The organism is Enterobacter adelaidei (genome assembly GCF_041937165.1).
GTDB lineage: Bacteria > Pseudomonadota > Gammaproteobacteria > Enterobacterales > Enterobacteriaceae > Enterobacter > Enterobacter adelaidei.
Map to the genome: position 1 here is coordinate 445,380 of NZ_CP154353.1, position 21,763 is coordinate 467,142.

Annotated in this window: 17 protein-coding genes; 8 read left to right on the forward strand and 9 right to left on the reverse strand. The window is 54.4% G+C overall.

The annotated features are described in order from the left end of the window. Positions 1-273 precede the first annotated feature (273 nt). Positions 274-1,683, forward strand: coding sequence for a D-serine/D-alanine/glycine transporter (cycA, locus tag AAHF05_RS02195; protein WP_108089450.1), 1,410 nt, complete (start codon positions 274-276; stop codon positions 1,681-1,683). Between the two features lie 86 nt (positions 1,684-1,769). Here cycA and ytfE read toward each other — a convergent pair whose 3' ends face one another. Next, positions 1,770-2,432, reverse strand: coding sequence for an iron-sulfur cluster repair protein YtfE (gene ytfE, locus AAHF05_RS02200; RefSeq protein WP_028016462.1), 663 nt, complete (start codon positions 2,430-2,432; stop codon positions 1,770-1,772). Between the two features lie 242 nt (positions 2,433-2,674). Here ytfE and AAHF05_RS02205 point away from each other — a divergent pair, with 242 nt between their 5' ends. Continuing rightward, positions 2,675-4,324 (forward strand): methyl-accepting chemotaxis protein, encoded by a 1,650-nt coding sequence (locus AAHF05_RS02205; protein WP_129324129.1) that lies wholly within the window; start codon positions 2,675-2,677, stop codon positions 4,322-4,324. Here the strand turns inward: AAHF05_RS02205 and AAHF05_RS02210 are convergent. The 3 genes from AAHF05_RS02210 to AAHF05_RS02220 form a co-directional block, all read right to left on the reverse strand. Further along, positions 4,321-5,286 carry a DMT family transporter gene (locus AAHF05_RS02210; protein ID WP_128348288.1) on the reverse strand — a complete coding sequence of 322 codons (966 nt, stop codon included), beginning with the start codon at positions 5,284-5,286 and terminating at the stop codon, positions 4,321-4,323. The two genes, AAHF05_RS02205 and AAHF05_RS02210, sit on opposite strands and share 4 nt — an antisense overlap. Positions 5,287-5,361: 75 nt before the next feature. Then, the gene (locus AAHF05_RS02215) at positions 5,362-6,186 is read right to left on the reverse strand and encodes an AraC family transcriptional regulator (protein WP_028016465.1); all 825 of its coding nucleotides are present in this window, start codon (positions 6,184-6,186) and stop codon (positions 5,362-5,364) included. 81 nt (positions 6,187-6,267) lie between these two features. After that, positions 6,268-7,116 (reverse strand): SDR family oxidoreductase, encoded by an 849-nt coding sequence (locus tag AAHF05_RS02220; protein ID WP_049005172.1) that lies wholly within the window; start codon positions 7,114-7,116, stop codon positions 6,268-6,270. An 84-nt stretch (positions 7,117-7,200) separates the two neighbouring features. Here AAHF05_RS02220 and AAHF05_RS02225 point away from each other — a divergent pair, with 84 nt between their 5' ends. Beyond that, the gene (locus AAHF05_RS02225; RefSeq protein ID WP_028016467.1) at positions 7,201-7,587 is read left to right on the forward strand and encodes a helix-turn-helix domain-containing protein; all 387 of its coding nucleotides are present in this window, start codon (positions 7,201-7,203) and stop codon (positions 7,585-7,587) included. Between the two features lie 71 nt (positions 7,588-7,658). On the opposite strand, the gene AAHF05_RS02230 is transcribed toward AAHF05_RS02225, so the two are convergent. Beyond that, the gene (locus tag AAHF05_RS02230) at positions 7,659-9,602 is read right to left on the reverse strand and encodes a bifunctional 2',3'-cyclic-nucleotide 2'-phosphodiesterase/3'-nucleotidase (RefSeq protein ID WP_049005173.1); all 1,944 of its coding nucleotides are present in this window, start codon (positions 9,600-9,602) and stop codon (positions 7,659-7,661) included. A gap of 190 nt (positions 9,603-9,792) precedes the next feature. Between AAHF05_RS02230 and cysQ the strand changes: the two genes are divergently transcribed. Beyond that, positions 9,793-10,533, forward strand: a complete 741-nt coding sequence (gene cysQ, locus AAHF05_RS02235; RefSeq protein ID WP_028016469.1) for a 3'(2'),5'-bisphosphate nucleotidase CysQ — start codon at positions 9,793-9,795, stop codon at positions 10,531-10,533. Here cysQ and AAHF05_RS02240 read toward each other — a convergent pair. Beyond that, positions 10,527-11,084: a YtfJ family protein gene (locus tag AAHF05_RS02240; RefSeq protein WP_028016470.1), complete on the reverse strand. Its 558-nt coding sequence runs from the start codon at positions 11,082-11,084 to the stop codon at positions 10,527-10,529. The two genes, cysQ and AAHF05_RS02240, sit on opposite strands and share 7 nt — an antisense overlap. 324 nt (positions 11,085-11,408) lie before the next feature. Here AAHF05_RS02240 and AAHF05_RS02245 point away from each other — a divergent pair, with 324 nt between their 5' ends. Then, complete coding sequence (locus tag AAHF05_RS02245; RefSeq protein ID WP_028016471.1) at positions 11,409-11,615, forward strand: DUF1107 domain-containing protein; 207 nt, start codon at positions 11,409-11,411, stop codon at positions 11,613-11,615. Between the two features lie 71 nt (positions 11,616-11,686). Here AAHF05_RS02245 and AAHF05_RS02250 read toward each other — a convergent pair whose 3' ends face one another. Further along, complete coding sequence (locus AAHF05_RS02250; protein WP_028016472.1) at positions 11,687-13,024, reverse strand: hemolysin family protein; 1,338 nt, start codon at positions 13,022-13,024, stop codon at positions 11,687-11,689. Positions 13,025-13,232: 208 nt separating this feature from the next. Beyond that, positions 13,233-13,874, reverse strand: coding sequence for a peptide-methionine (S)-S-oxide reductase MsrA (gene msrA, locus AAHF05_RS02255; protein ID WP_129324128.1), 642 nt, complete (start codon positions 13,872-13,874; stop codon positions 13,233-13,235). Between the two features lie 224 nt (positions 13,875-14,098). On the opposite strand from msrA, the gene tamA reads away from it, so the two are divergent. From tamA to AAHF05_RS02270, 3 genes are read left to right on the forward strand one after another with little or no spacing between them, the layout of a single operon-like run. After that, on the forward strand, positions 14,099-15,832 hold the full coding sequence (gene tamA / locus AAHF05_RS02260) for an autotransporter assembly complex protein TamA (protein ID WP_028016474.1): 1,734 nt from the start codon (positions 14,099-14,101) through the stop codon (positions 15,830-15,832). Further along, positions 15,829-19,605: an autotransporter assembly complex protein TamB gene (tamB, locus tag AAHF05_RS02265; protein ID WP_129324127.1), complete on the forward strand. Its 3,777-nt coding sequence runs from the start codon at positions 15,829-15,831 to the stop codon at positions 19,603-19,605. Before tamA ends, tamB begins: the two co-directional genes overlap by 4 nt. Positions 19,606-19,607: 2 nt before the next feature. Continuing rightward, a complete protein-coding gene (locus AAHF05_RS02270) occupies positions 19,608-19,952 on the forward strand; it encodes a gamma-glutamylcyclotransferase (protein ID WP_014830431.1) in 345 nt (114 codons plus the stop codon). Positions 19,953-19,994: 42 nt separating this feature from the next. Here the strand turns inward: AAHF05_RS02270 and AAHF05_RS02275 are convergent, their stop codons facing one another. Continuing rightward, positions 19,995-21,578 (reverse strand): methyl-accepting chemotaxis protein, encoded by a 1,584-nt coding sequence (locus AAHF05_RS02275; RefSeq protein WP_129324126.1) that lies wholly within the window; start codon positions 21,576-21,578, stop codon positions 19,995-19,997. Positions 21,579-21,763 lie beyond the last annotated feature (185 nt).

Below are 21,763 nucleotides of genomic sequence, written 5' to 3' on the forward strand. Positions count from 1 at the left end.
AATAGTGTTAAAACCTATAGTTACGATGTAATCAATATTTTATCTTGCAAACGAAACTGTTGCGTGTATTTTTGTGAGCTGTTTCGCGCTGTATGAGTGATATGACACTCACTTTCAACATATTATTAACATAATATCTAAATCATAGTATTCATCCCGCCGATTCTTACCTAATATCGATAAGCCCTTACAAAGGGATCGTCATTGTTTTGACGTATTTAAAGGCCAGAAGAGCCTTAACAACACAGACAGGCATAAACAGGAAAATATCACATGGTAGATCAGGTCAAAGTCGTCGCCGACGAAGAGGCGCCGTCTGAACAGTCGCTACGGCGCAATCTCACAAACCGTCATATTCAGCTCATTGCCATTGGAGGAGCCATTGGTACCGGGCTGTTTATGGGGTCAGGCAAAACTATCAGTCTTGCCGGGCCGTCGATCATATTCGTTTATATGATTATCGGTTTTATGCTTTTCTTCGTGATGCGTGCAATGGGTGAATTGCTGCTCTCGAATCTCGAATACAAATCCTTCAGCGACTTTGCTTCTGACCTCCTCGGGCCATGGGCGGGCTATTTCACTGGCTGGACCTACTGGTTCTGCTGGGTCGTCACCGGTATGGCGGATGTTGTAGCGATTACGGCTTACGCGCAGTTCTGGTTCCCCGGCCTTTCGGACTGGGTGGCTTCGCTGGCGGTCATTGTTCTGCTGCTGAGCCTTAACCTCGCCACCGTTAAAATGTTCGGTGAGATGGAATTCTGGTTCGCGATGATCAAAATCGTGGCCATCGTAGGGCTCATCGTGGTGGGGCTGGTGATGGTTCTCACGCACTTCCAGTCACCAACGGGCGTTCAGGCCTCGTTTACTCATCTGTGGAATGATGGTGGTTGGTTCCCGAAAGGCATTAGCGGCTTCTTTGCGGGCTTCCAGATTGCGGTATTTGCTTTCGTGGGCATTGAACTGGTGGGGACCACGGCTGCAGAGACCAAAGATCCTGAGAAGTCTCTTCCGCGCGCCATTAACTCCATTCCGGTTCGTATCATCATGTTCTACGTCTTCGCGCTGGTCATCATTATGTCCGTGACGCCGTGGAGCTCTGTCGTGCCAACCAAGAGCCCGTTCGTTGAGCTGTTCGTCCTGGTGGGTCTGCCAGCGGCAGCGAGCCTGATTAACTTCGTGGTGCTGACCTCTGCGGCCTCTTCTGCCAACAGCGGCGTATTCTCCACCAGCCGTATGCTGTTTGGTCTGGCGCAGGAGGGCGTGGCGCCGAGCGCGTTCGCCAAGCTCTCTAAGCGTGCGGTACCGGCAAAAGGGCTGACCTTCTCCTGCATGTGCCTGCTGGGTGGTGTGGTGATGCTCTACGTGAACCCAAGCGTGATTGGCGCGTTCACCATGATTACCACGGTCTCTGCGATCCTGTTTATGTTCGTCTGGACCATCATCCTTTGTTCATACCTGGTGTACCGCAAGCAGCGTCCACACCTGCATGAAAAATCGATCTACAAGATGCCACTGGGCAAGTTGATGTGCTGGGTGTGCATGGCGTTCTTCGTCTTCGTGCTGGTTCTGCTGACGCTGGAAGACGATACCCGTCAGGCACTGATCGTCACGCCGCTGTGGTTTATTGCGCTGGGGCTGGGTTGGGTGTTTATCGGTAAGAAACGTATGGCAGGCGTGCGTTAAGCATGTTGCCGGGTGGCGCTAGCGCTTACCCGACCTACGTTCCAGGACGTTGTAGGCCCGGTAAGCGCTAGCGCCACCGGGCTTTTTTATTCCCCGGATAATGCACGCGGGAACAGAACGTTATTCTCAAGGCTGATGTGTTCCATCAGGTCGTCGATCGTTTCGTTAATGCCGTTGTACATCGCTTTCCACGTTGTGCATGCTTCTGGCGGCGGTGTAACGTTGCCGGTAGTGTGTTTGATCACTTCCAGCAGTTCACCTGCTTCATCGTGTTCGCTTTCCATCACGCTGATAGGCCCCATTGCCTGACTGCCCATTCCCTGTTTGATCATCGGGAAGAGGATCTGCTCTTCTTTCATCATGTGGCTGGAAAGTTCTTCGTGCAGCATAGTCAGGTATTTTGCCAGGCCGCGCGGTACGGAAGGTTTGTCGGCATGTACGCGCTCGACTTTGGTTGCCTGCAGGATCAGTTCCGGCAGCTGTTCACGGTGACGGTCATGGTATCGTACGATGATATGGTCGATGATTTCAGCGAGCGGGGCAGTTCGCCAGTCTTTGTCGACGGGCTGCTCGGCCAGCAGCGCCAGCTCTGCTTCAATCACCTCAACATCCAGCTCTTTGCGCGAGGCTGCACGCGCCAGGGTTTGCTTACCGCCACAGCAGTAATCCATGTCGTATTTACGAAACAGCGCAGAAGCGCGAGGGATGGAGAGCGCCAGCTCGCCGAGGGGTTGGTCGCGATAGGCCATAGCAGTTACCTCGTTATCAATAATATAAGATGCATATTAAATGCATCTTTAAGCAAGCGCTATAACCCTTTAGAGGGAAGGGGGGGAATGAGATTCGGATCACAAAAAATCGCTCTTATTAACTCCCTGAATGGACTTAAGAAAGTGGTTTAGAAAGTTTTTAAAGGCGTAGAAACAGTAAACAACCCGTCGCGCCTGCCGATATATCCACGTCAAACAAACCTGCATATAAAAGGCAACGCATGTTTAAACGTATAAAAGTTATTACCCTTCTGATTTCGGTGCTGCTTGTACTCGGCATTATGCAACTGATCTCCGCTGGTATCTTTATCAACGCGCTGAACAACGATAAAGACAACTTCACCGTGTCGCAGCTTTCCAGCAAGAATGTGGCGGAATTCACCGATGCGTGGATCAGTCTGAACCAGGCCCGCGTCACCCTGAACCGTGGGATGTTGCGCCTGCAAAGCAGCATGGCCTCTCAAATTAACGGTGGTCAGCTGAATGAGCTGGTGACGACGGCTAAAAATCTGCTGACTGAAGCACAGGTTCATTATGATAAATACAATGCCTTGCCGAATACTCCTGGTCTGGATGAGAACCTGACGAATCGCCTGGAGGAGCAGTACCGCAATTATTCTGCGACGCTGGCACAAATGAACGTGTTGCTGAGCCAGGGTAATCTGGAAGATATGTTCAAGCAGAATGCCGAGCAAAAACAAAACGCGATGCAGACGGTTTATCGTGAATGGCGTGAAGCGCAGGCCGCGCTCAGTGATAAAGGCATCAGGGATAATGAAAGCGACTACAAACGCATCCTGTGGATCCTTTCTGCTGTCATGCTGCTGGTCATTGTGGTCATTATTTCCAGCTGGATCGCCATGCGCCGCGTGCTGTTGCTGCCGCTGGAAGAGATTATCAGCCATATCCGCGCCATTGCGGCAGGCGATTTAACCCAGCCGATTCAGGCTGACGGTAAGAACGAGATGGCGATCCTTGCGCACAACGTCCAGGAGATGCAAGCCTCACTGGCGAATACCGTGGGTGTCGTGCGTCAAGGCGCTGATACTATTTACACCGGGGCGGGCGAAATCTCTGCGGGCAGTAACGATCTCTCTTCCCGTACCGAGCAGCAGGCCGCTTCTCTGGAAGAAACGGCAGCCAGCATGGAACAGCTGACGGCAACCGTGAAACAGAACGCCGATAACGCGCGTCAGGCTTCTCGTCTGGCACTGGATGCTTCTTCAACCGCGAAGAAGGGTGGTCATGTGGTGGAAGGAGTGGTTCGCACCATGGATGAAATTGCTACCAGTTCCAGCAAAATTGCGCAAATTACTAACGTGATCGACGGAATTGCCTTCCAGACGAATATTCTGGCGCTGAACGCGGCGGTGGAAGCTGCCCGTGCAGGCGAGCAGGGACGTGGTTTTGCGGTGGTAGCCGGTGAAGTGCGTACCCTGGCACAGCGCAGCGCCCAGGCCGCGAAAGAGATCAAAGCGCTGATCGATGATTCCGGTGAGCGCGTGAATGCAGGTTCTCAGTTGGTGAATGAAGCGGGCGCGACGATGGCGGAAATTGTCAATGCAGTCACTCGCGTCACCGACATCATGGGCGAAATTGCCTCTGCGTCTGACGAACAGAGCCGTGGTATTGATCAGGTTGGCCAGGCCGTGGCAGAGATGGATCGCGTCACTCAGCAGAACGCCTCGCTGGTGGAGGAGTCTGCGGCAGCGGCAGCAGCGTTGGAAGATCAGGCTGCACGTCTGAACGAAGCGGTGGCGGTATTTAAAATTATCCGCAACCAGACGGTCAAAGTAGCTCCGGTGAAAACCTATGCACCAAAGGCGCAGCCCGTAGCGGCTGCGTCTGAGGCCAACTGGGAAACGTTCTAACTCTCCGACGCCGGAACAACCATCGGTTTTTCCGGCTTCGCTCTTACCGCCATCACCACCCCGATGACCAGCAGCGCGATCCCGCAGGCCGTGAATAACGGCGGCACACTCTGGCGCATCAGGAAGGTGTAAAGCAGCCCGGCCAGGGTTTCGAAAACAATCAGCGGCCCTAAGATCACCGTCGGCAGCTTCTGACTGGCAATATTCCAGCACAGCGCGCCCACCCATGAGCACAGCACCGCAATCGCAACCATCAGGCCAATAAACACCCACGGTCTTGGCCCGAAGGGCTGGGTGAAGTCTGGCTGTTGATGGCCTAACCAGATGCACGCCCCGGCATATCCCACCAGTGAGACGGGCAGCGTCACCAGCGCCTGCGCCGTTGCCCACATCATCGGATGCTTGTCCGGGTTCTCCCGCAGCCAGCGTGCATTTCGCAGGGCATACCATGCCCAGCACGCCACGGAAATGAACGCCAGCATAATGCCAGAACCGTACCGCCACAGGTCAACATTCGCCTGCCCATGACGCAACTCGGCAATATTGACGCATACCAGCCCCACGGCGGTGCATCCCAGCGCTGGCACCATTTTTGACCACGCCAGTTTGCCATCGCGCTGGCTATAGAGCAGGTTAGCAAAAACGGGGATTACGACCGGCAGCGTGCCGATAATCATGGTAGAAACTGGCGCTCCGGTACGCTGAATGGCGCTCGCGAGGCAAACGTAATAGATAAGATTGCCCATCATGGTCAGCGCCAGCGCGGTACCCCAGTCCTGACGGCTGAGCTGACGCAAGCGCGCGCGTCCCAGCCACGCCAGAGGCAGGGCAATCAGCCCCAGCGCCAGGTAACGTCCGGTCGACTGCAGTATTGCCGGATATTCGGGCACGATCAGCGGGCCGACAAAGATTAACCCCCACATCATCCCTGCCAGCAGGGCATACAACACACCACTAATCATTTTTCCATCCACAGGTATTTTCTCTGTACTCAGTGTAGGAGGGGCAAAGGGGCGCGTATTGTATGAGATTGCGCTTTAACGTCGGGTGACCTGCTTCTGGTAGCGCACGGGGGTAATGCCGTAGCGGCGGGTAAACGCGCGGGTTAAATGTGACTGATCGGTCAGCCCGGTTGCGGCGGCGACTTCGGCTGCAGGCATACCGTGCGTGAGGAACGCTTTGGCCCGCCACAGGCGGATGGCCATCAACATCTGATGCGGCGTAACGTGAAAATGGGCTTTGAACTGGCGCAGAAAATGGTACGGGCTCAGCGAGACAACGTTGGCCAGTTCATCCAGCGTCAGGGCGTGCATATAGTTATCGTGCAGATATTCGCGTACCCGTTCGAAGCGGTGTGCGCCTTCGCGGATCAGCGGCGCGTGATGGGCGAGCGGCTGGAAAGTGTCAATGAGATCCAACAAAAGCCCTTTTTGAGCCAGCGGGTCGTCCGTATGCCACAGACCATAGATGAGCCTGCCGATTTGCTGTGAGCGTAGCGGGTCATACCGGGTGACATCGCTAAACCACCAGTGACGAAGGCCTGTCACCTCTTCCAGCAGATCGGGGTCGATATAGACCATCCGGTAACGCCAGCCACCTTCGGTGGCGGACTCGCCGGTGTGGATCTCGTCCGGATTCATGGTGACGACGGATTTTTCAGACGCGAGGTGTTGGGTACCGCGATAGCGAAAGCGTTCCGCACCGGTCTCGATGGTGCCGATGCCAAAGGCTTCGTGGGTGTGAGGCTCAAAGGCGTATTCAGAAATATGCGCGTGATAAAGTTCAAGGCCCGGCAGTTCCGCCAGATGGCGAAAGCGCGCACTGTCTCTCTCATCAATAAACTGTTCCGGTACGCCTTGCACGTTGAACCTCCTCATGGGTCATCTCTCCATTATCAAAGATGACCCGAGGGGATGCCACAAAAAATAACCAGTTCGTAACAATTACAGAATTGCGTTGACGCTGTCTGCCAGCGAAGTGGTTGGGTGACCGATCAGTTTGCTCAGGGTATGGCTGTCATCGAACAGGCCGCCTTTGGAGGCGCCCACGTCGGAGTCCGCCAGCATATCCGCCAGCCCGGCAGGAAGGCCAACCCCCTTCAATGCGGCGGCAAAGTCCGCTTCACTCAGGTTTTGATACGCCACGTTTTTACCGCTCTGTTTGCTCAACTCCGCTGCCAGTTCGCTCAGCGTCCAGGCGTTGTCGCCTGCCAGTTCGTACACCTTACCTGCGTGGCCATCCTGCGAGATAACCGTTGCAGCGGCGGCGGCATAGTCCTCGCGGGTCGCGGAGGCAATTTTGCCCTCGCCGGCGGCACCAATGAATACGCCGTGCTCCAGAGCAGGCGGCGCACTCGCCAGATAGTTTTCGGTGTACCAGCCGTTGCGCAGCAGAGCGTAAGGCACGCCGGATTCTGCCAGTGCTTTTTCGGTAGCGATATGCTCAACGTGCAGTCCCAGCGGCGATTTATCGGCGTGCAACAGACTGGTGTAAGCGATGAATTTCACGCCCGCCGCTTTAGCGGCGTTAATGACGTTCTGATGCTGCGTGGCGCGTTGACCCACTTCGCTGGAGGAGATCAGCAGGAGTTTATCCACGCCGTTCAGCGCCGTGGTAAACGCTGCCTGGTCAGTATAATCCGCCTGACGCACGACAATACCTTGCTGGCTGAGTGCCCCGGCTTTTGCCGGATTACGCACAATGGCCACAATCTGGTTGGCCGGAACGGATTTTAAAAGTTGTTCGATAACAAGATGGCCAAGCTGGCCGGTAGCACCGGTAATTGCGATCATGATGAATCTCCTTCGTGTTTGTCTCGTGTTGTGGCACACTAACACCTTAACTAACTTTTAGTAAGTACGCACAAAAAGGTAAGTATGAAGACAACGATACCGACGCTCAGCGAACAAATGCGCGATGGCAATCTCTTCGCGGAACAGTGCCCCTCCCGGGAGGTACTCAAACATGTCACCAGCCGCTGGGGGGTACTGATTTTGGTCGCCCTGCGCCAGGGTACGCATCGTTTCAGTGACCTGCGCCGGAAAATGGGCGGCGTGAGCGAGAAGATGCTGGCTCAGTCGCTTCAGGCGCTGGAGCAGGACGGGTTCGTTGATCGCGTTTCGTATCCTGTTGTGCCGCCGCACGTAGAGTATAGTCTGACGTCGTTAGGTATTGAGGTAAGCGAGAAAGTCGCCGCGCTGGCGGACTGGATTGAGGTGAATACGCCGAAGGTGATGGCGAATCGGGACGATCGGGCGGCCTGATGCCCTCACCCTCTCCCGGCCGGGAGAGGGAACAAACACTAATAACGGCAACGTGCGTTGCCGGTTTGTTTTTACCTGCTCAAATCCACCTGATAAATCGCGAACCCGATATCGTCCGTCGCTACCTTCTTCATCGGGTACTGCGCCTTATCCTTAATGAACGTTGCCGCCTTATCGGACGGTGATGTTTCAAAGCGGATGTCCAGCTTCGTATCGCTGTGAATCGGGGCCAGGCGCCAGTTGTTATCCACCGCCGGGTGAATTTCGCCTGCTTTTTTCGATTCTGCACTGATCCATGCGGCCAGTACTGAGCGGTTTTCATCCGGTGAGGCAAAGGCGATGTGGCTGTCGCCTGTCCCGGCAAACTTACCGCCATAGGCGCGATAGTTATTGGTCACGACCAGGAACGTGGCATTCGGATCAATGGCTTTGCCATTGAAGGTCAGGTTTTTGATGCGCTCCGCCTGCGGGTTAATGGCCTGACATTCGCCGTCATATTTTGCAGGTTGTGTGACATCAATCTGATAATTTACGCCGTCGATCACGTCGAAGTTATAGGTGCGGAATCCGTCCCAGTTAATCAACGATTGCGGTTTACTGCTGTGTGGATCAATCTGGTTGAACTGCCCGGCGGAACACTCCAGCCACTCTTTCACCTCTTTGCCCGTCGCTTTAACCACCACCAGGGTGTTCGGGTAAAGATAGAGGTCGGCGGCGTTACGGAAGGTCAGCTTGCCTTTTTCGACTTCAACATAGCTGGCTGGGTCGTTCTTACGTCCACCCACTTTGAACGGTGCGGCGGCAGACAGCACCGGCAATTTTGCCAGATCCGGATCGCCCTGAACGAAGTGCTCGGCGTAGGCTTTCTGCGCCATGTTGACGACCTGGACGGTCGGATCGTCCTGCACCAGCGCCAGGAAGCTATACATATTGTCAGCGGATTTACCGATCGGCTTACTGACGAATTCGCGCGTGGCGTCGTGATCGTGCTTCAGTACGTTGACCAGTTTTTTATCTTCAGCGGCCAGTGATTTTTTGGCGGCAGCATCATAAATGGGGCGCGCTTCGGCTTTCGACTGGGTAACCTTCCAACTGCCGCTGTCATTATTCAGAACCAGATCGACGACGCCGAGGTGGTCACCCCACATCCCGGGCATAACCGACGGTACGCCATTGAGCGTCCCTTTTTCGATGTCAGCCCCTTTGATGCTGGCGAAATCTTTACCGGGGAAGACCGCGTGAGCGTGGCCGAAGAGGATCGCGTCGACGCCCGGAACTTCACTCAGGTAGTAAACCGAGTTCTCCGCCATCGCCTGGTATGGATCGGCTGAAAGACCTGAGTGAGCAACAACGACCACTAAATCGGCCCCTTTCTCGCGCATCTCCGGCACGTAGTGGCGCGCGGTCTCGGTGATGTCATTAACGGTCACTTTACCGCTGAGGTTTGCCTTATCCCACGTCATGATTTGCGGCGGTACAAAGCCGATATAGCCGATTTTCAGCGTCTGTTTTTTACCGTCCTTGTCGACAACCTCGGTCTCCTTAATCAGGTAAGGGGTAAACAGTGGCTTTTGGGTCTTAACGTCGATGATATTGGCATTAACGTACGGGAATTTGGCTCCTGCCAGTGCATCATGCAGGTATTTCAACCCGTAGTTAAATTCGTGGTTTCCCAGGTTGCCGACGGTATAGTCCAGCGTGTTCATCGCTTTATAAACAGGATGGATCTCGCCTTTTTTCAGTCCCTTTGCCGCCATGTAATCGCCAAGCGGACTCCCCTGAATGAGATCGCCATTGTCGACCAGTACGCTGTTTTTCACTTCTTCGCGGGCGGCGTTAATCAAACTGGCCGTGCGTACCAGTCCGAATTTTTCCGTAGGGGTATCTTTGTAGTAATCGAAGTCCATCATGTTGCTGTGCAGATCTGTCGTTTCCAGAATACGCAGATCGACTGTCGCTGCCTGCACGCTTGCTGCAATCAGCGTCGCCAGGAGCGTTGCGCTAAACTTAATCATCAGAGGAGTCCTTTTTTCGATCCAGGCCACAAAAGAGTATGTATCTATAGCTTGTTGCTTACAGAAATGTGAATCCTGACAGAAAAATGTGTGCTGAAACCGGAATTACTTCACAGATAGCGGAATTGTTCACATTACGATATAACTAAAACAAAGAGTTAACCTCACTGCGTTAACAAAGAGGTGGAGAATGTTAGATAAAATTTGTCAGCTCGCACGGGATGCGGGGGACGCCATCATGCAGGTGTATGACGGTGTAAAACCCATGGAGGTCGTCAGTAAAGCAGACGACTCTCCGGTCACGGCAGCAGATATCGCGGCGCATAAGGTGATCCTGCAAGGATTGCAGGCCTTAACGCCGGAGATCCCTGTATTGTCAGAAGAGGCACCACAGAGCTGGGATGAACGTCAGCACTGGCAACGTTACTGGCTTGTCGATCCGCTGGACGGAACTAAAGAGTTCATCAAGCGTAACGGTGAATTCACCGTCAATATCGCCCTGATTGAGAAGGGCAAAGCGGTGCTGGGTGTGGTCTATGCGCCGGTAATGAAAGTGATGTACAGCGCCGCAGAAGGGAAGGCCTGGAAGGAGGAGTGCGGTGTGCGCAAGCAGATTCAGGTTCGCGATGCGCGCCCACCGCTGGTGGTGATTAGTCGCTCTCACAGCGACAGCGAATTGCAGGAGTATCTGCAACAGTTGGGTGAACACCAGACCACCTCAATTGGCTCATCGCTGAAATTCTGCCTGGTAGCGGAAGGTCATGCGCAATTGTACCCTCGCTTTGGGCCAACCAACGTTTGGGATACTGCCGCCGGACATGCCGTTGCTGCGGCAGCCGGGGCGCATGTCCATGACTGGCAGGGAAAGACGCTGGACTACACCCCGCGCGAATCCTTCCTCAACCCCGGCTTCCGCGTCACGATTTATTGAGCCAGTAGCTTGTGCAGTAGGGCAACCACCTGCTGCACCTCTTCCTGGGTTAACGCCCCGTCTTTCACCCACTGTACCCGGCCGTCTTTATCCAGCACGATAATGGCGGAGCTCTCTTCTTCCAGCTGCCAGGCCTGACGCGTCACGCCGTTACTGTCGACGATAAACTGCGACCACGGGTAGAGCTTTTTATTGCTCTCAAGGCTTGAACGCACAAACATACCGGAGCCAGGAATGGCGTCATCGGTATTCACAATCGTGGTGGTCTGATAGCGGTCATGGGGGAATTTTGCCGCCTTGATCGCTTCCACCAGGTTGGCATTTTTCTCTTTTGCGGATGTACGACCGGCAATATGTTGTACAACTCTCACTTTGCCTGCGAGCTGCGCGCTATTCCAGGGTTTGTAGCTAAACTTATCATTGTCGAGAATCAATTCTCCCCGGTCAGCAATACCGACTGGCGGTACACGTTGTCCTTTTTCAATGTTGTGAGCGCAAGCCCACAGGGGCAGCAGCAGGCAGGCTGCTGCAAGGATATTACGTAGGGTCATGGCGTTTCCTTATTGTTTGCAGGTGATCCGACCACTTGGTCTTACGCTTTTAATCATAAGTGCGATCAATGTGGTTTTCCCGCAATCCCGATGCCAGTTTGCGGGTGAACGCACATATCCATGAAAAAACGACGGCTTATACTGCCCTGAGTCACGGTTTGCAAAGATTATTCTGAATAATTGTAATCAAACGGTAAATAAACTTATGCATACTGGGTATCAAGGTTGTTCTGGTCTATAGTCAATGGGCATTAAAATTTGCGCTCAGGACAGTCGGGCCGATTGTGGCGCCGCAAGAGCGTATGATTCGCAGGAGATACAAGAATGAAAATTTTCCAACGCTACAACCCGCTTCAGGTGGCGAAGTACGTGAAGATCCTGTTCCGTGGACGGTTGTATATCAAGGATGTTGGCGCTTTTGAGTTTGATAAGGGCAAGATTCTTGTCCCAAAAGTGAAGGATAAGCAGCACTTGTCTGTGATGTCCGAAGTCAACCGTCAGGTTTTGCGTCTGCAAACTGAGATGGCTTAACCAGCGTGCTATGCAGTAGTTAAAAAAACGGCTCCCGATGGGAGCCGTTGATGTTTGTGGGGGCAGGAATTTTACGCTGACACCTTCTCTTCCACATCCGGCAGCTTCGGTACCAGCACGGTCGGTTTGTTGTCGATACGCGTCACCAGCAACTGGTCGATGCGGTAGTTATCAATATCCACCACCTCAAACTTGTAGCCAGAGAACTTCACGGAGTCGGTACGCTTCGGGATTTTGCGCAGCATAAACATCATAAAGCCGCCGATGGTCTCGTAGTTACCGGACTGAGGGAACTCGTCAATATCCAGCACGCGCATCACGTCTTCAATCGGTGTGCCGCCATCAATCAGCCATGAATTATCGTCACGCTGTACAATCTGCTCTTCCAGGCCCTGGCCAACCAGGTCACCCATCAGGGTGGTCATCACGTCGTTCAGGGTGATAATACCTACCACCAGCGCGTATTCGTTCATGATCACCGCGAAGTCTTCCCCGGCGGTTTTGAAACTTTCCAGCGCTTCTGAAAGGGTCAGGGTGTCCGGCACAATCAGGGTATTGCGGATTTGCACGCCGCTGGTGAGCGCCAGGCTCTGGTTTGCCAGCACGCGGTTGAGCAGATCTTTGGAATCGACATAACCGATGATGTGGTCGATATCTTCATTACAGACGAGGAACTTGGAGTGAGGATGCTCCGCCACTTTGTTCTTCAGACTCTGCTCATCTTCATGTAAATCGAACCAGATAATGCTTTCACGACCCGTCATGGAAGACGGCACGGTGCGGGATTCCAGTTCGAATACGTTCTCGATCAGCTCGTGTTCCTGCTTACGCAGCACCCCGGCCAGCGCACCCGCTTCCACAACGGCATAGATATCGTCGGAGGTGATGTCGTCTTTGCGCACCATTGGCAGCTTAAAGATGCGGAAAATCACGTTCGCCAGACCGTTGAAGAACCATACCAGCGGGCGGAAAACAAACAGGCAGAAGCGCATCGGGTTGATGATACGCAAAGCCACAGCTTCTGGCGCAATCATACCGATGCGTTTCGGGGTCAGATCAGCGAAGAGGATGAACAGGCCTGTCACCAGCGAGAAGGAGAGAATAAAGCTCAACTGCTCGGCGAGTTCGGCAGACATGTACTGAATAAAGAGGCTATAAAACGCCGGCGAGAATGCCGCATCACCCACGATACCACCCAGAATCGCGACCGCGTTCAGGCCAATCTGCACCACGGTGAAGAACGTACCGGGGTTTTCCTGCATCTTCAGAATGCGTGAGGCGTTGATGTTGCCTTCATCGGCAAGCAGTTTGAGTTTGATTTTACGGGACGCGGCCAGCGAGATCTCAGATATCGAGAAAAATGCACTGACGGCAATAAGACAAAGTATTACTAAAATACTGTTTAACATAGTTTATCCGGCTTCTCGCCAGATCCTCGGAAGGGAAGTTGATACCATTTGTGTGAAAACACGTAGAACGTCAGCTCGTAGCGTTGAGCCGATTATTTCAGCGGGTAGTATAGCGTAAAGGAGTGTAAACCTGCCAGAGGTCACGTTTTGGCAGAAAAAGTGATGATTTTCAAACCCGGCGAAATCCATTTCTGCCAGATTCAAGCGGCTATTCTGTTTGCGGCGGCAGGCAGACGCCAATGCCACCAATGCCACAGTAGCCGTACGGGTTTTTATACAGATACTGCTGGTGATCGTCCTCGGCATAGTAGAACGGTTTCGCGGTGGTGATTTCCGTGGTCACCTCGCGCGTATCGCCAGCATCACGCATGGCTTTCTGGAAGCGCTCAAGGCTGGCATGAGCGGCAGCATCCTGCTCCGGTGTGAGCGGATAAATGGCCGAACGATATTGTGTGCCGTGGTCGTTACCCTGACGCATGCCCTGCGCCGGGTCGTGGTTTTCCCAGAACACCTGCAGAAGCTGCTCGTAGCTAATCACCGCAGGGTCATACACCACACGAACGGCTTCCGCATGGCCGGTTTCGCCAGAGCATACTTCGCGGTAGGTTGGATTTGGCGTGTAGCCGCCAGTATAACCGGCTGCCGTGCTGTAAACGCCGGGCAGTTGCCAGAACAGGCGTTCCACACCCCAGAAACAACCCATCGCAAACAGGGCGATTTCCATTCCATCAGGAACGTTGGTCATTGAATGGTTGTTTACGGCGTGTAAGGTCGCCACAGGCATAGGCGTGTTGCGTCCCGGTAATGCATCAGCTTGTGAAACAAGATGCGTTTTGTCGAATAAACTCACGATGGGGTCTCCCGGGGGCCGATGTTTCGGTTAAGGTTGTCACGAAGCGTTTAATTGAACACAATAAATGCGCTAAATGAGTCTAGATTTAATCATAAGAAATATTTGGGTGTTGCACCCATTTTCAACCCGCGATGTGGGTTTTTGGCTAACAGGCCGTATTTTGCCGCGGAGCGGCAGTGCATTTGCTTCCAGGGTGGAAACAGGGATATTCAGGAGAAAACGTGATAAAAATCCGCCAGTTATGTTTGGTCAGTTTGCTACTAACAAGCGGGATTGCCAGTGCGGCGAACGTTCGTTTGCAGGTTGAGGGGTTGTCCGGGGCGCTGGAAAAAAACGTGCGTGCGCAGTTGTCGACTATCCAGAGTGATGAGGTGACGCCGGACCGCCGTTTTCGCGCGCGCGTAGATGACGCGATTCGCGAAGGGCTAAAAGCGCTGGGTTATTACGAACCTACCATTGATTTTGACCTACGCCCGCCGCCAAAGAAGGGGCGCCAGGTGCTTATTGCCCGCGTCTCGCCGGGTGAGCCGGTACTGATTGGCGGCACAAACGTCATCCTGCGCGGTGGAGCGCGCACAGACCGGGATTATCTGGATCTACTCAGTACGCGGCCGAAAATCGGCACGGTACTTAATCACGGTGATTACGACCATTTCAAAAAAGAGCTGACGAGCGTTTCCCTTCGGAAGGGCTACTTTGACAGCCAGTTCAACAAAAGTCAGCTTGGCATCGCGCTGGACAGACATCAGGCCTTCTGGGATATCGATTACGACAGTGGGGAGCGCTATCGTTTTGGCGATGTAACCTTTGAAGGATCGCAAATCCGGGAAGAATATCTGCAAAATCTCGTGCCCTTCAAAAAAGGGGATTACTACCAGTCGAGCGATCTGGCGGAACTGAACCGTCGCCTTTCAGCCACCGGATGGTTTAATTCCGTGGTTGTCGCGCCGGAATTTGATAAGTCGCGCAAAACCAAAGTGTTGCCACTGCATGGCGTCGTCTCGCCACGGATCGAGAACACCATTGAGACCGGTGTGGGTTATTCGACGGATGTCGGCCCGCGCGTGAAGGCCACATGGAAAAAGCCGTGGATGAACTCGTACGGCCACAGCCTGACGACCAGCGCGAGTATCTCCGCCCCGGAACAGCAGCTCGATTTCAGCTATAAAATGCCCTTGCTGAAAAACCCGCTGGAGCAATATTACCTGGTTCAGGGGGGCTTTAAGCGTACCGACCTGAATGATACCAAGTCAGATTCCACCACCCTTGCCCTGTCACGCTACTGGGATCTCTCCAGCGGCTGGCAGCGTGCCATTAACCTGCGATGGAGTCTGGACCACTTTACGCAGGCCAACGTCACAAACACCACGATGTTGCTCTATCCGGGGGTGATGATCAGCCGTACCCGCTCACGCGGTGGCCTGATGCCTGACTGGGGCGATTCCCAGCGTTATTCCATTGATTACTCCAACACTATGTGGGGTTCCGATGTTGACTTCTCGGTGATTCAGGCACAAAACGTCTGGATCCGTACGTTGTATGACAAACACCGCTTTGTGGTGCGCGGTAACCTCGGCTGGATTGAAACCGGCGACTTCGACAAAGTCCCGCCGGATCTGCGCTTCTTCGCCGGTGGTGACCGCAGCATTCGCGGCTATAAATACAAATCCATTGCGCCAAAAGATGACAGCGGCAAGCTGATCGGTGCATCAAAACTGGCCACCGGCTCGCTGGAGTATCAGTACAACGTCAGCGGTAAATGGTGGGGGGCGATGTTTGTCGACAGCGGCGAAGCGGTGAGCGACATCCGCCGCAGCGATTTCAAAACCGGCGCGGGCGTGGGTGTGCGCTGGCAGTCCCCCGTCGGGCCCATCAAGCTCGATTTCGCCGTACCTGTGGGCGACAAAGAAGAGCATGGTTTACAGTTTTACATCGGTCTGGGGCCTGAATTATGAGTTTATGGAAGAAGATAAGCCTCGGGGTGCTGATTTTTATCGTACTGCTGCTCGGTACGGTGGCGTTTCTGGTGGGAACGACGACCGGGCTGCACCTGCTGTTTAACGCCGCTAACCGCTGGGTGCCAGGACTTGAAATTGGTCAGGTGACGGGCGGCTGGCGCGATCTGCGTCTGAAGAACATTCGCTATGAGCAACCTGGTGTGGCCGTAAACGCCGGGGAGTTCCACCTTGCGGTGAAGCTGGGCTGTCTGCGGGACAGCAAGCTGTGCGTCAACGATCTGTCGCTAAAAGATGTTAACGTGGCGATAGATTCAAAGAAAATGCCGAAGTCTGCGCCGGTCGAGGAAGAAGACAGCGGCCCGCTGAATCTCTCCACGCCGTATCCGATCGCGCTCTATCGGGTGGCGCTTGATAACGTCAATATCAACATCGACGACACCACCGTCTCCGTGATGGATTTCACCTCCGGCCTGCGCTGGCAGGAGAAAAACCTCACCCTGACGCCGACGTCCCTGCAGGGATTACTGATCGCGCTGCCGAAAGTGGCCGACGTGGCGCAGGAAGAGATCGTCGAGCCGAAGATCCAGAACCCGCAGCCGGAAGAGAAGCCGCTGGGTGAAACGCTGAAAGACCTCTTCTCGAAGCCTGTCCTGCCGGAAATGACCGATGTTCATCTGCCGCTGAATCTCAACATTGAAGAGTTCAAAGGCGAGCAGCTGCGTCTGACCGGCGATACCGATCTGACGGTCTATAACATGCTGCTTAAAGTCAGCAGTATTGACGGCAATATGAAGCTCGACGCGCTGGATATCGACACCAACCAGGGCTCGGTGAATGCCTCTGGCAACGCCCTGCTGCGCGACAACTGGCCGGTGGACATCACGCTCAACAGCGCCCTGAATATTGACCCGCTGAAAGGCGAAAAAGTGAAGGTCAAAGTGGGCGGTGCGCTACGCGACAAACTGGACGTCGGTGTGAATCTCTCCGGCCCGGTAGATATGGTCCTGCGGGCGCAAACTCAACTGGCAGAAGCGGGTTTACCGCTCAATGTTGAAATGGTCAGTAAACAGCTTTACTGGCCGTTCACCGGCGAAAAACAGTTCCAGGCCGATGACCTGAAGCTGAAGCTGAGCGGCAAGATGACCGATTACACGCTCTCGTTCCGTACCGCAGTGAAGGGGCAGGGCGTGCCGCCCGCGAATATCACGCTGGATGCGAAGGGCAATGAACAGCAGGTTAATCTCGACAAACTGACCGTTGCGGCGCTGGAAGGCAAAACCGAGCTGACCGCGCTGCTCGACTGGCAGCAGGCGATCAGCTGGCGCGGCGAGCTGAAGCTGACGGGTATTAACACCGCCAAAGAGGTGCCGGACTGGCCGTCGAAGCTGGATGGCCTGATCAAAACCCGCGGCAGCCTGTACGGCGGCACGTGGCAGATGGACGTGCCGGAAATCAAACTCACCGGGAACGTGAAGCAGAACAAGGTTAACGTTGAGGGCTCGGTCAAAGGTAACAGCTACCTGCAGTGGACGATCCCGGGTCTGCACGTAGCGCTGGGGCGCAACACGGCGGATATCAAAGGCGAGCTGGGGGTGAAAGATCTCAATCTGGATGCCACTATTGACGCGCCGAATCTGGATAATGCTCTGCCGGGCCTGGGTGGCACGGCGAAAGGGTTAGTGAAAGTGCGCGGGACGGTAGACGCCCCCCAACTGCTGGCGGATATCACCGCCAATAACCTGCGCTGGCAGGAGCTGACTGTCGCCCGCGTTCGCGTTGAAGGGGATGTGAAATCCACCGATCAGATCGGCGGTAACCTGAACCTGCGCGTGGAGCGCATTGCTCAGCCGGACGTGAACATTAATCTGGTGACGCTGGAAGCGAAAGGCAACGAAAAGCAGCACGACCTCCAGCTGCGTGTGCAGGGTGAGCCGGTCTCCGGGCAGCTTCACCTGACAGGAAGCTTTGATCGTAAAGAGGAACGCTGGAAAGGTCTGCTTGATAACACTCGCTTCAACACACCGGTCGGGCCGTTGGCGTTGTCACGCTCTATTGCGCTGGACTACCGTAACGCGGAACAAAAGATCAGCATCGGACCACACTGCTGGACCAACCCAAATGCTGAGCTGTGTATACCTCAGACCATTGATGCGGGCGCGGAAGGGCGCGCGCAGATCAACCTCAATCGCTTTGACCTGGCGATGCTGAAGCCGTTTATGCCAGATACCACGCAGGCCAGCGGCGTCTTTAGCGGGAAGGCCGATGTCGCCTGGGACACCACTAAAGAAGGGCTGCCACAGGGTAGCGTCACGCTTTCGGGTCGTAACGTGAAGGTGACGCAACAGGTGAATGATGCGCCGCTGCCGGTAGCCTTTGACACCCTGAACCTGAGTGCGGATCTACATAATAACCGTGCAGAGCTGGGATGGCTTATCCGTCTGACCAACAACGGTCAGTTTGATGGACAAGTGGAGATTTCCGATCCGCAAGAACGGCGTAATCTTGGCGGCAACGTCAATATCCGTAACTTCAACCTGGCGATGGTGAACCCGATTTTCGACCGCGGGGAAAAAGCGGCAGGCATGCTGAATGCCAATTTGCGTCTGGCTGGCAACGCGCAAAGCCCGCAGCTATTCGGTCAGATGCGGCTCAGCGGTGTGGATATCGACGGTAACTTCATGCCATTTGATATGCAGCCTAGCCAAATCTCGATGAACTTCAACGGCATGAGTTCAACGATTAGCGGCTCGGTGTTGACTCAGCAAGGGCAGATCAACCTGAGCGGCGACGCAGACTGGAGCCAGCTCAATAACTGGCGCGCCCGTATTGCCGCAAAAGGCAGCCGAGTGCGTATCACCGTACCGCCAATGGTTCGCCTGGATGTCTCACCTGATGTGGTCTTTGAAGCCACGCCAAGCCTCTTCACGCTCGACGGACGCGTCGATGTGCCATGGGCACGCATTGTGGTTCACGACGTGCCTGAAAGTGCGGTGGGTGTTTCAAGTGATGAAGTTATGCTCAATGAAAATCTGAAACCTGTCGAACAGAAGAGCGCTGGCATACCGATTAATAGTAACCTTATCGTGCACGTGGGGAATAACGTGCGGTTGGATGCGTTTGGGCTGAAGGCAAGGCTCACGGGTGATCTGAAGGTGGCGCAGGATAAACAAGGGCTTGGCCTGAACGGGCAGATTAATATTCCTGAAGGGCGCTTCCACGCCTATGGTCAGGATCTGATTGTCCGCAAAGGCGAGCTGCTGTTCTCTGGTCCACCGGATCAGCCCCTGTTGAACATCGAAGCGATTCGTAACCCGGAAGCAACGGAAAACAACGTTATTGCTGGTGTACGCGTCACCGGTTCCGCCGACGAACCGAAGGCGGAGATCTTCTCTGACCCGGCGATGCCGCAACAGGAGGCCCTCTCTTACCTGCTGCGTGGACAAGGTCTGGACAGCGGTCAGAGCGACAGTGCGGCGATGACCTCGATGTTAGTGGGTCTGGGGGTTGCACAAAGTGGGCAGGTTGTGGGTAAAATCGGCGAGACGTTCGGCGTAAGCAATCTGGCGCTGGACACCCAGGGCGTGGGTGACTCCTCGCAGGTGGTGGTCAGCGGCTATGTACTGCCGGGTCTGCAGGTAAAATATGGTGTGGGGATCTTTGACTCACTGGCAACACTCACGTTACGCTATCGCCTGATGCCTAAGCTATATCTGGAAGCAGTGTCCGGCGTAGACCAGGCACTTGATCTGCTCTATCAGTTTGAGTTTTAGCAATGCGAATATTTGTCTACGGCAGTTTACGAACCAAGCAAGGCAACAGTCACTGGATGACCAATGCCCTGCTGCTGGGGAATTACAATATCGAGAACTACCAGTTGTACAGCCTGGGCCACTATCCAGGCGCGGTTCCCGGCGAAGGAACAGTACAGGGTGAAGTCTATCGTATTGATAACGCGACACTTGCCGAACTTGATGCCTTGCGCACCAGGGGCGGTGAATACGCGCGCCAGTTGATCCAGACTCCGTACGGAAGCGCGTGGATGTATGTCTACCAGCGTCCGGTCGAAGGGTTAACGCGGATTGTAAGCGGTAACTGGTTAGACAGAGACCAGTACTGAAAAACGACAACGCCACCGAAAGGTGGCGTTGTTTTTTGTGGGCTAAACGGCTTCCCGACGCAGCTTGAATATCTGCACCGATTCCAGAAGCTGTTCCGCCTGGCGATGCATTGCCTGCGCCGCGGCGGAAGATTCTTGCGACAAGGTCGCATTTTGCTGTGTTGCCGTATCCATATGCGTGACGGCCACGTTGACCTGATCGATCCCGGTACTTTGTTCGTGGCTGGCATGAGAAATTGCCTCAATCAGTTCACTCACCTTACTGACGCTGTGCAGAATATCCGCCATCGCTGCGCCGGCTTGCTGCACCTGGCCATTCCCCTCGTCAATGCGGTTAACGGAGCGGTCGATCAGAACGCGGATATCTTTGGCGGCGGCGGCTGAACGTTGCGCCAGGGCGCGCACTTCTGCTGCAACGACGGCAAAACCGCGGCCTTCAGTTCCCGCGCGCGCCGCTTCAACAGCAGCGTTAAGTGCCAGGATATTGGTCTGGAAGGCGATACTGTCGATCATGCTGATGATGGAGTTGATCTCGCTGGAGAAATTATGAATTTCACTCATGGTGTGCATCGCACGTTCAACGGCCTCTTCGCCCTGGCGGGCTACCTGACGGGCATTACGGGCAAGATCGCTGGCAGTGCGTGAATGTTCTGCGTTGCTTTTCACGACCGATGTCAGCTCCTCCATGGATGCTGCAGTCTGTTCCAGTGCACTGGCCTGCGCTTCGTTGCGGGAAGAAAGCTCATGACTACCGCTGGCAATCTGCGCTGATGCGGTGGCGATGGTTTCGGTACCCTTACGTACTCCAGAGACAATACGCGTGAGGTTTTCATTCATCTCCTGCAGAGCGCGCATGAGCTCAGCCGTTTCATCTCGACCGGCCACGGTAAAGCGGGACTGCAAATCACCGGCGGCTACGGTACGCGCTATCGTGACGGCTTGTGCCAGCGGAAGAGTAATGCTGCGAATCAGCCACCAGGTAACTAGCATCCCGGCCGCCAGCGTGAGGGCCATTGCCAGCAACAGCATCCATTTTGTCTTCTGATACTGCCCCTGATTGCGGGCGATGGTCTGCTGGTGAATAGTCTCGGCATGCTGCAATGTACGGGCCACGACGTTGTCGATCATTTTTGTCGGCTCGCGGTCAATCCCTGTAACCTGCTTGTCCACGCGCTGGGCGCTGGTGGGATCTCCCACCTGGTAGGTAGCCAGTGCCGCCAGGTATTTCTGTTCGAGGCTGGCGTGGATGTCGCGCGTTGCCAGCACTTGTTGATTATCCATGCCAATTTTCGGCAGAAGCTCACTTAGCCGGGTCAGCAGTGTCTGCGTGTTCTGACTTTCTGCGACAAAGGCCTTTTTGTATTTATCGAATGCTTCTTGCCCCTGCGCGCCACGAATCAGGGTGTTTTTCCACTCCTGGACCTGGATCTTGAATTGCACCTGAGCATTGCGTGCAGTATCTATGCTGCTGGTAATGGTTTGTTCCATCGCCATAATCTGTTCGTTTTGCGCCTGGCTGTCGCTGTTGATCAACAGGCCACGCAGACCAATAAAAAGTGTTGCAAGCAGCAGAAGTGACGCCAAAAGGCCCAGTCGCTGCCCAATTGTGAGTGTGTTGAGTTTCATGATTTCCTGTTATATGAAAAAGCGATTGCGTTCATATCACGGGAGGTATCGACCGTCGGCAGGGAGACTTTAAGAAGAAAAGTGGGGATAAGGCAGGTAAAAAGCGATATCTAATTAATATTATGAGACAAAATCTCTTTATGACGTTTTTGTGACAGTTTAGAGAGACAAAAAAGCCCCGACTT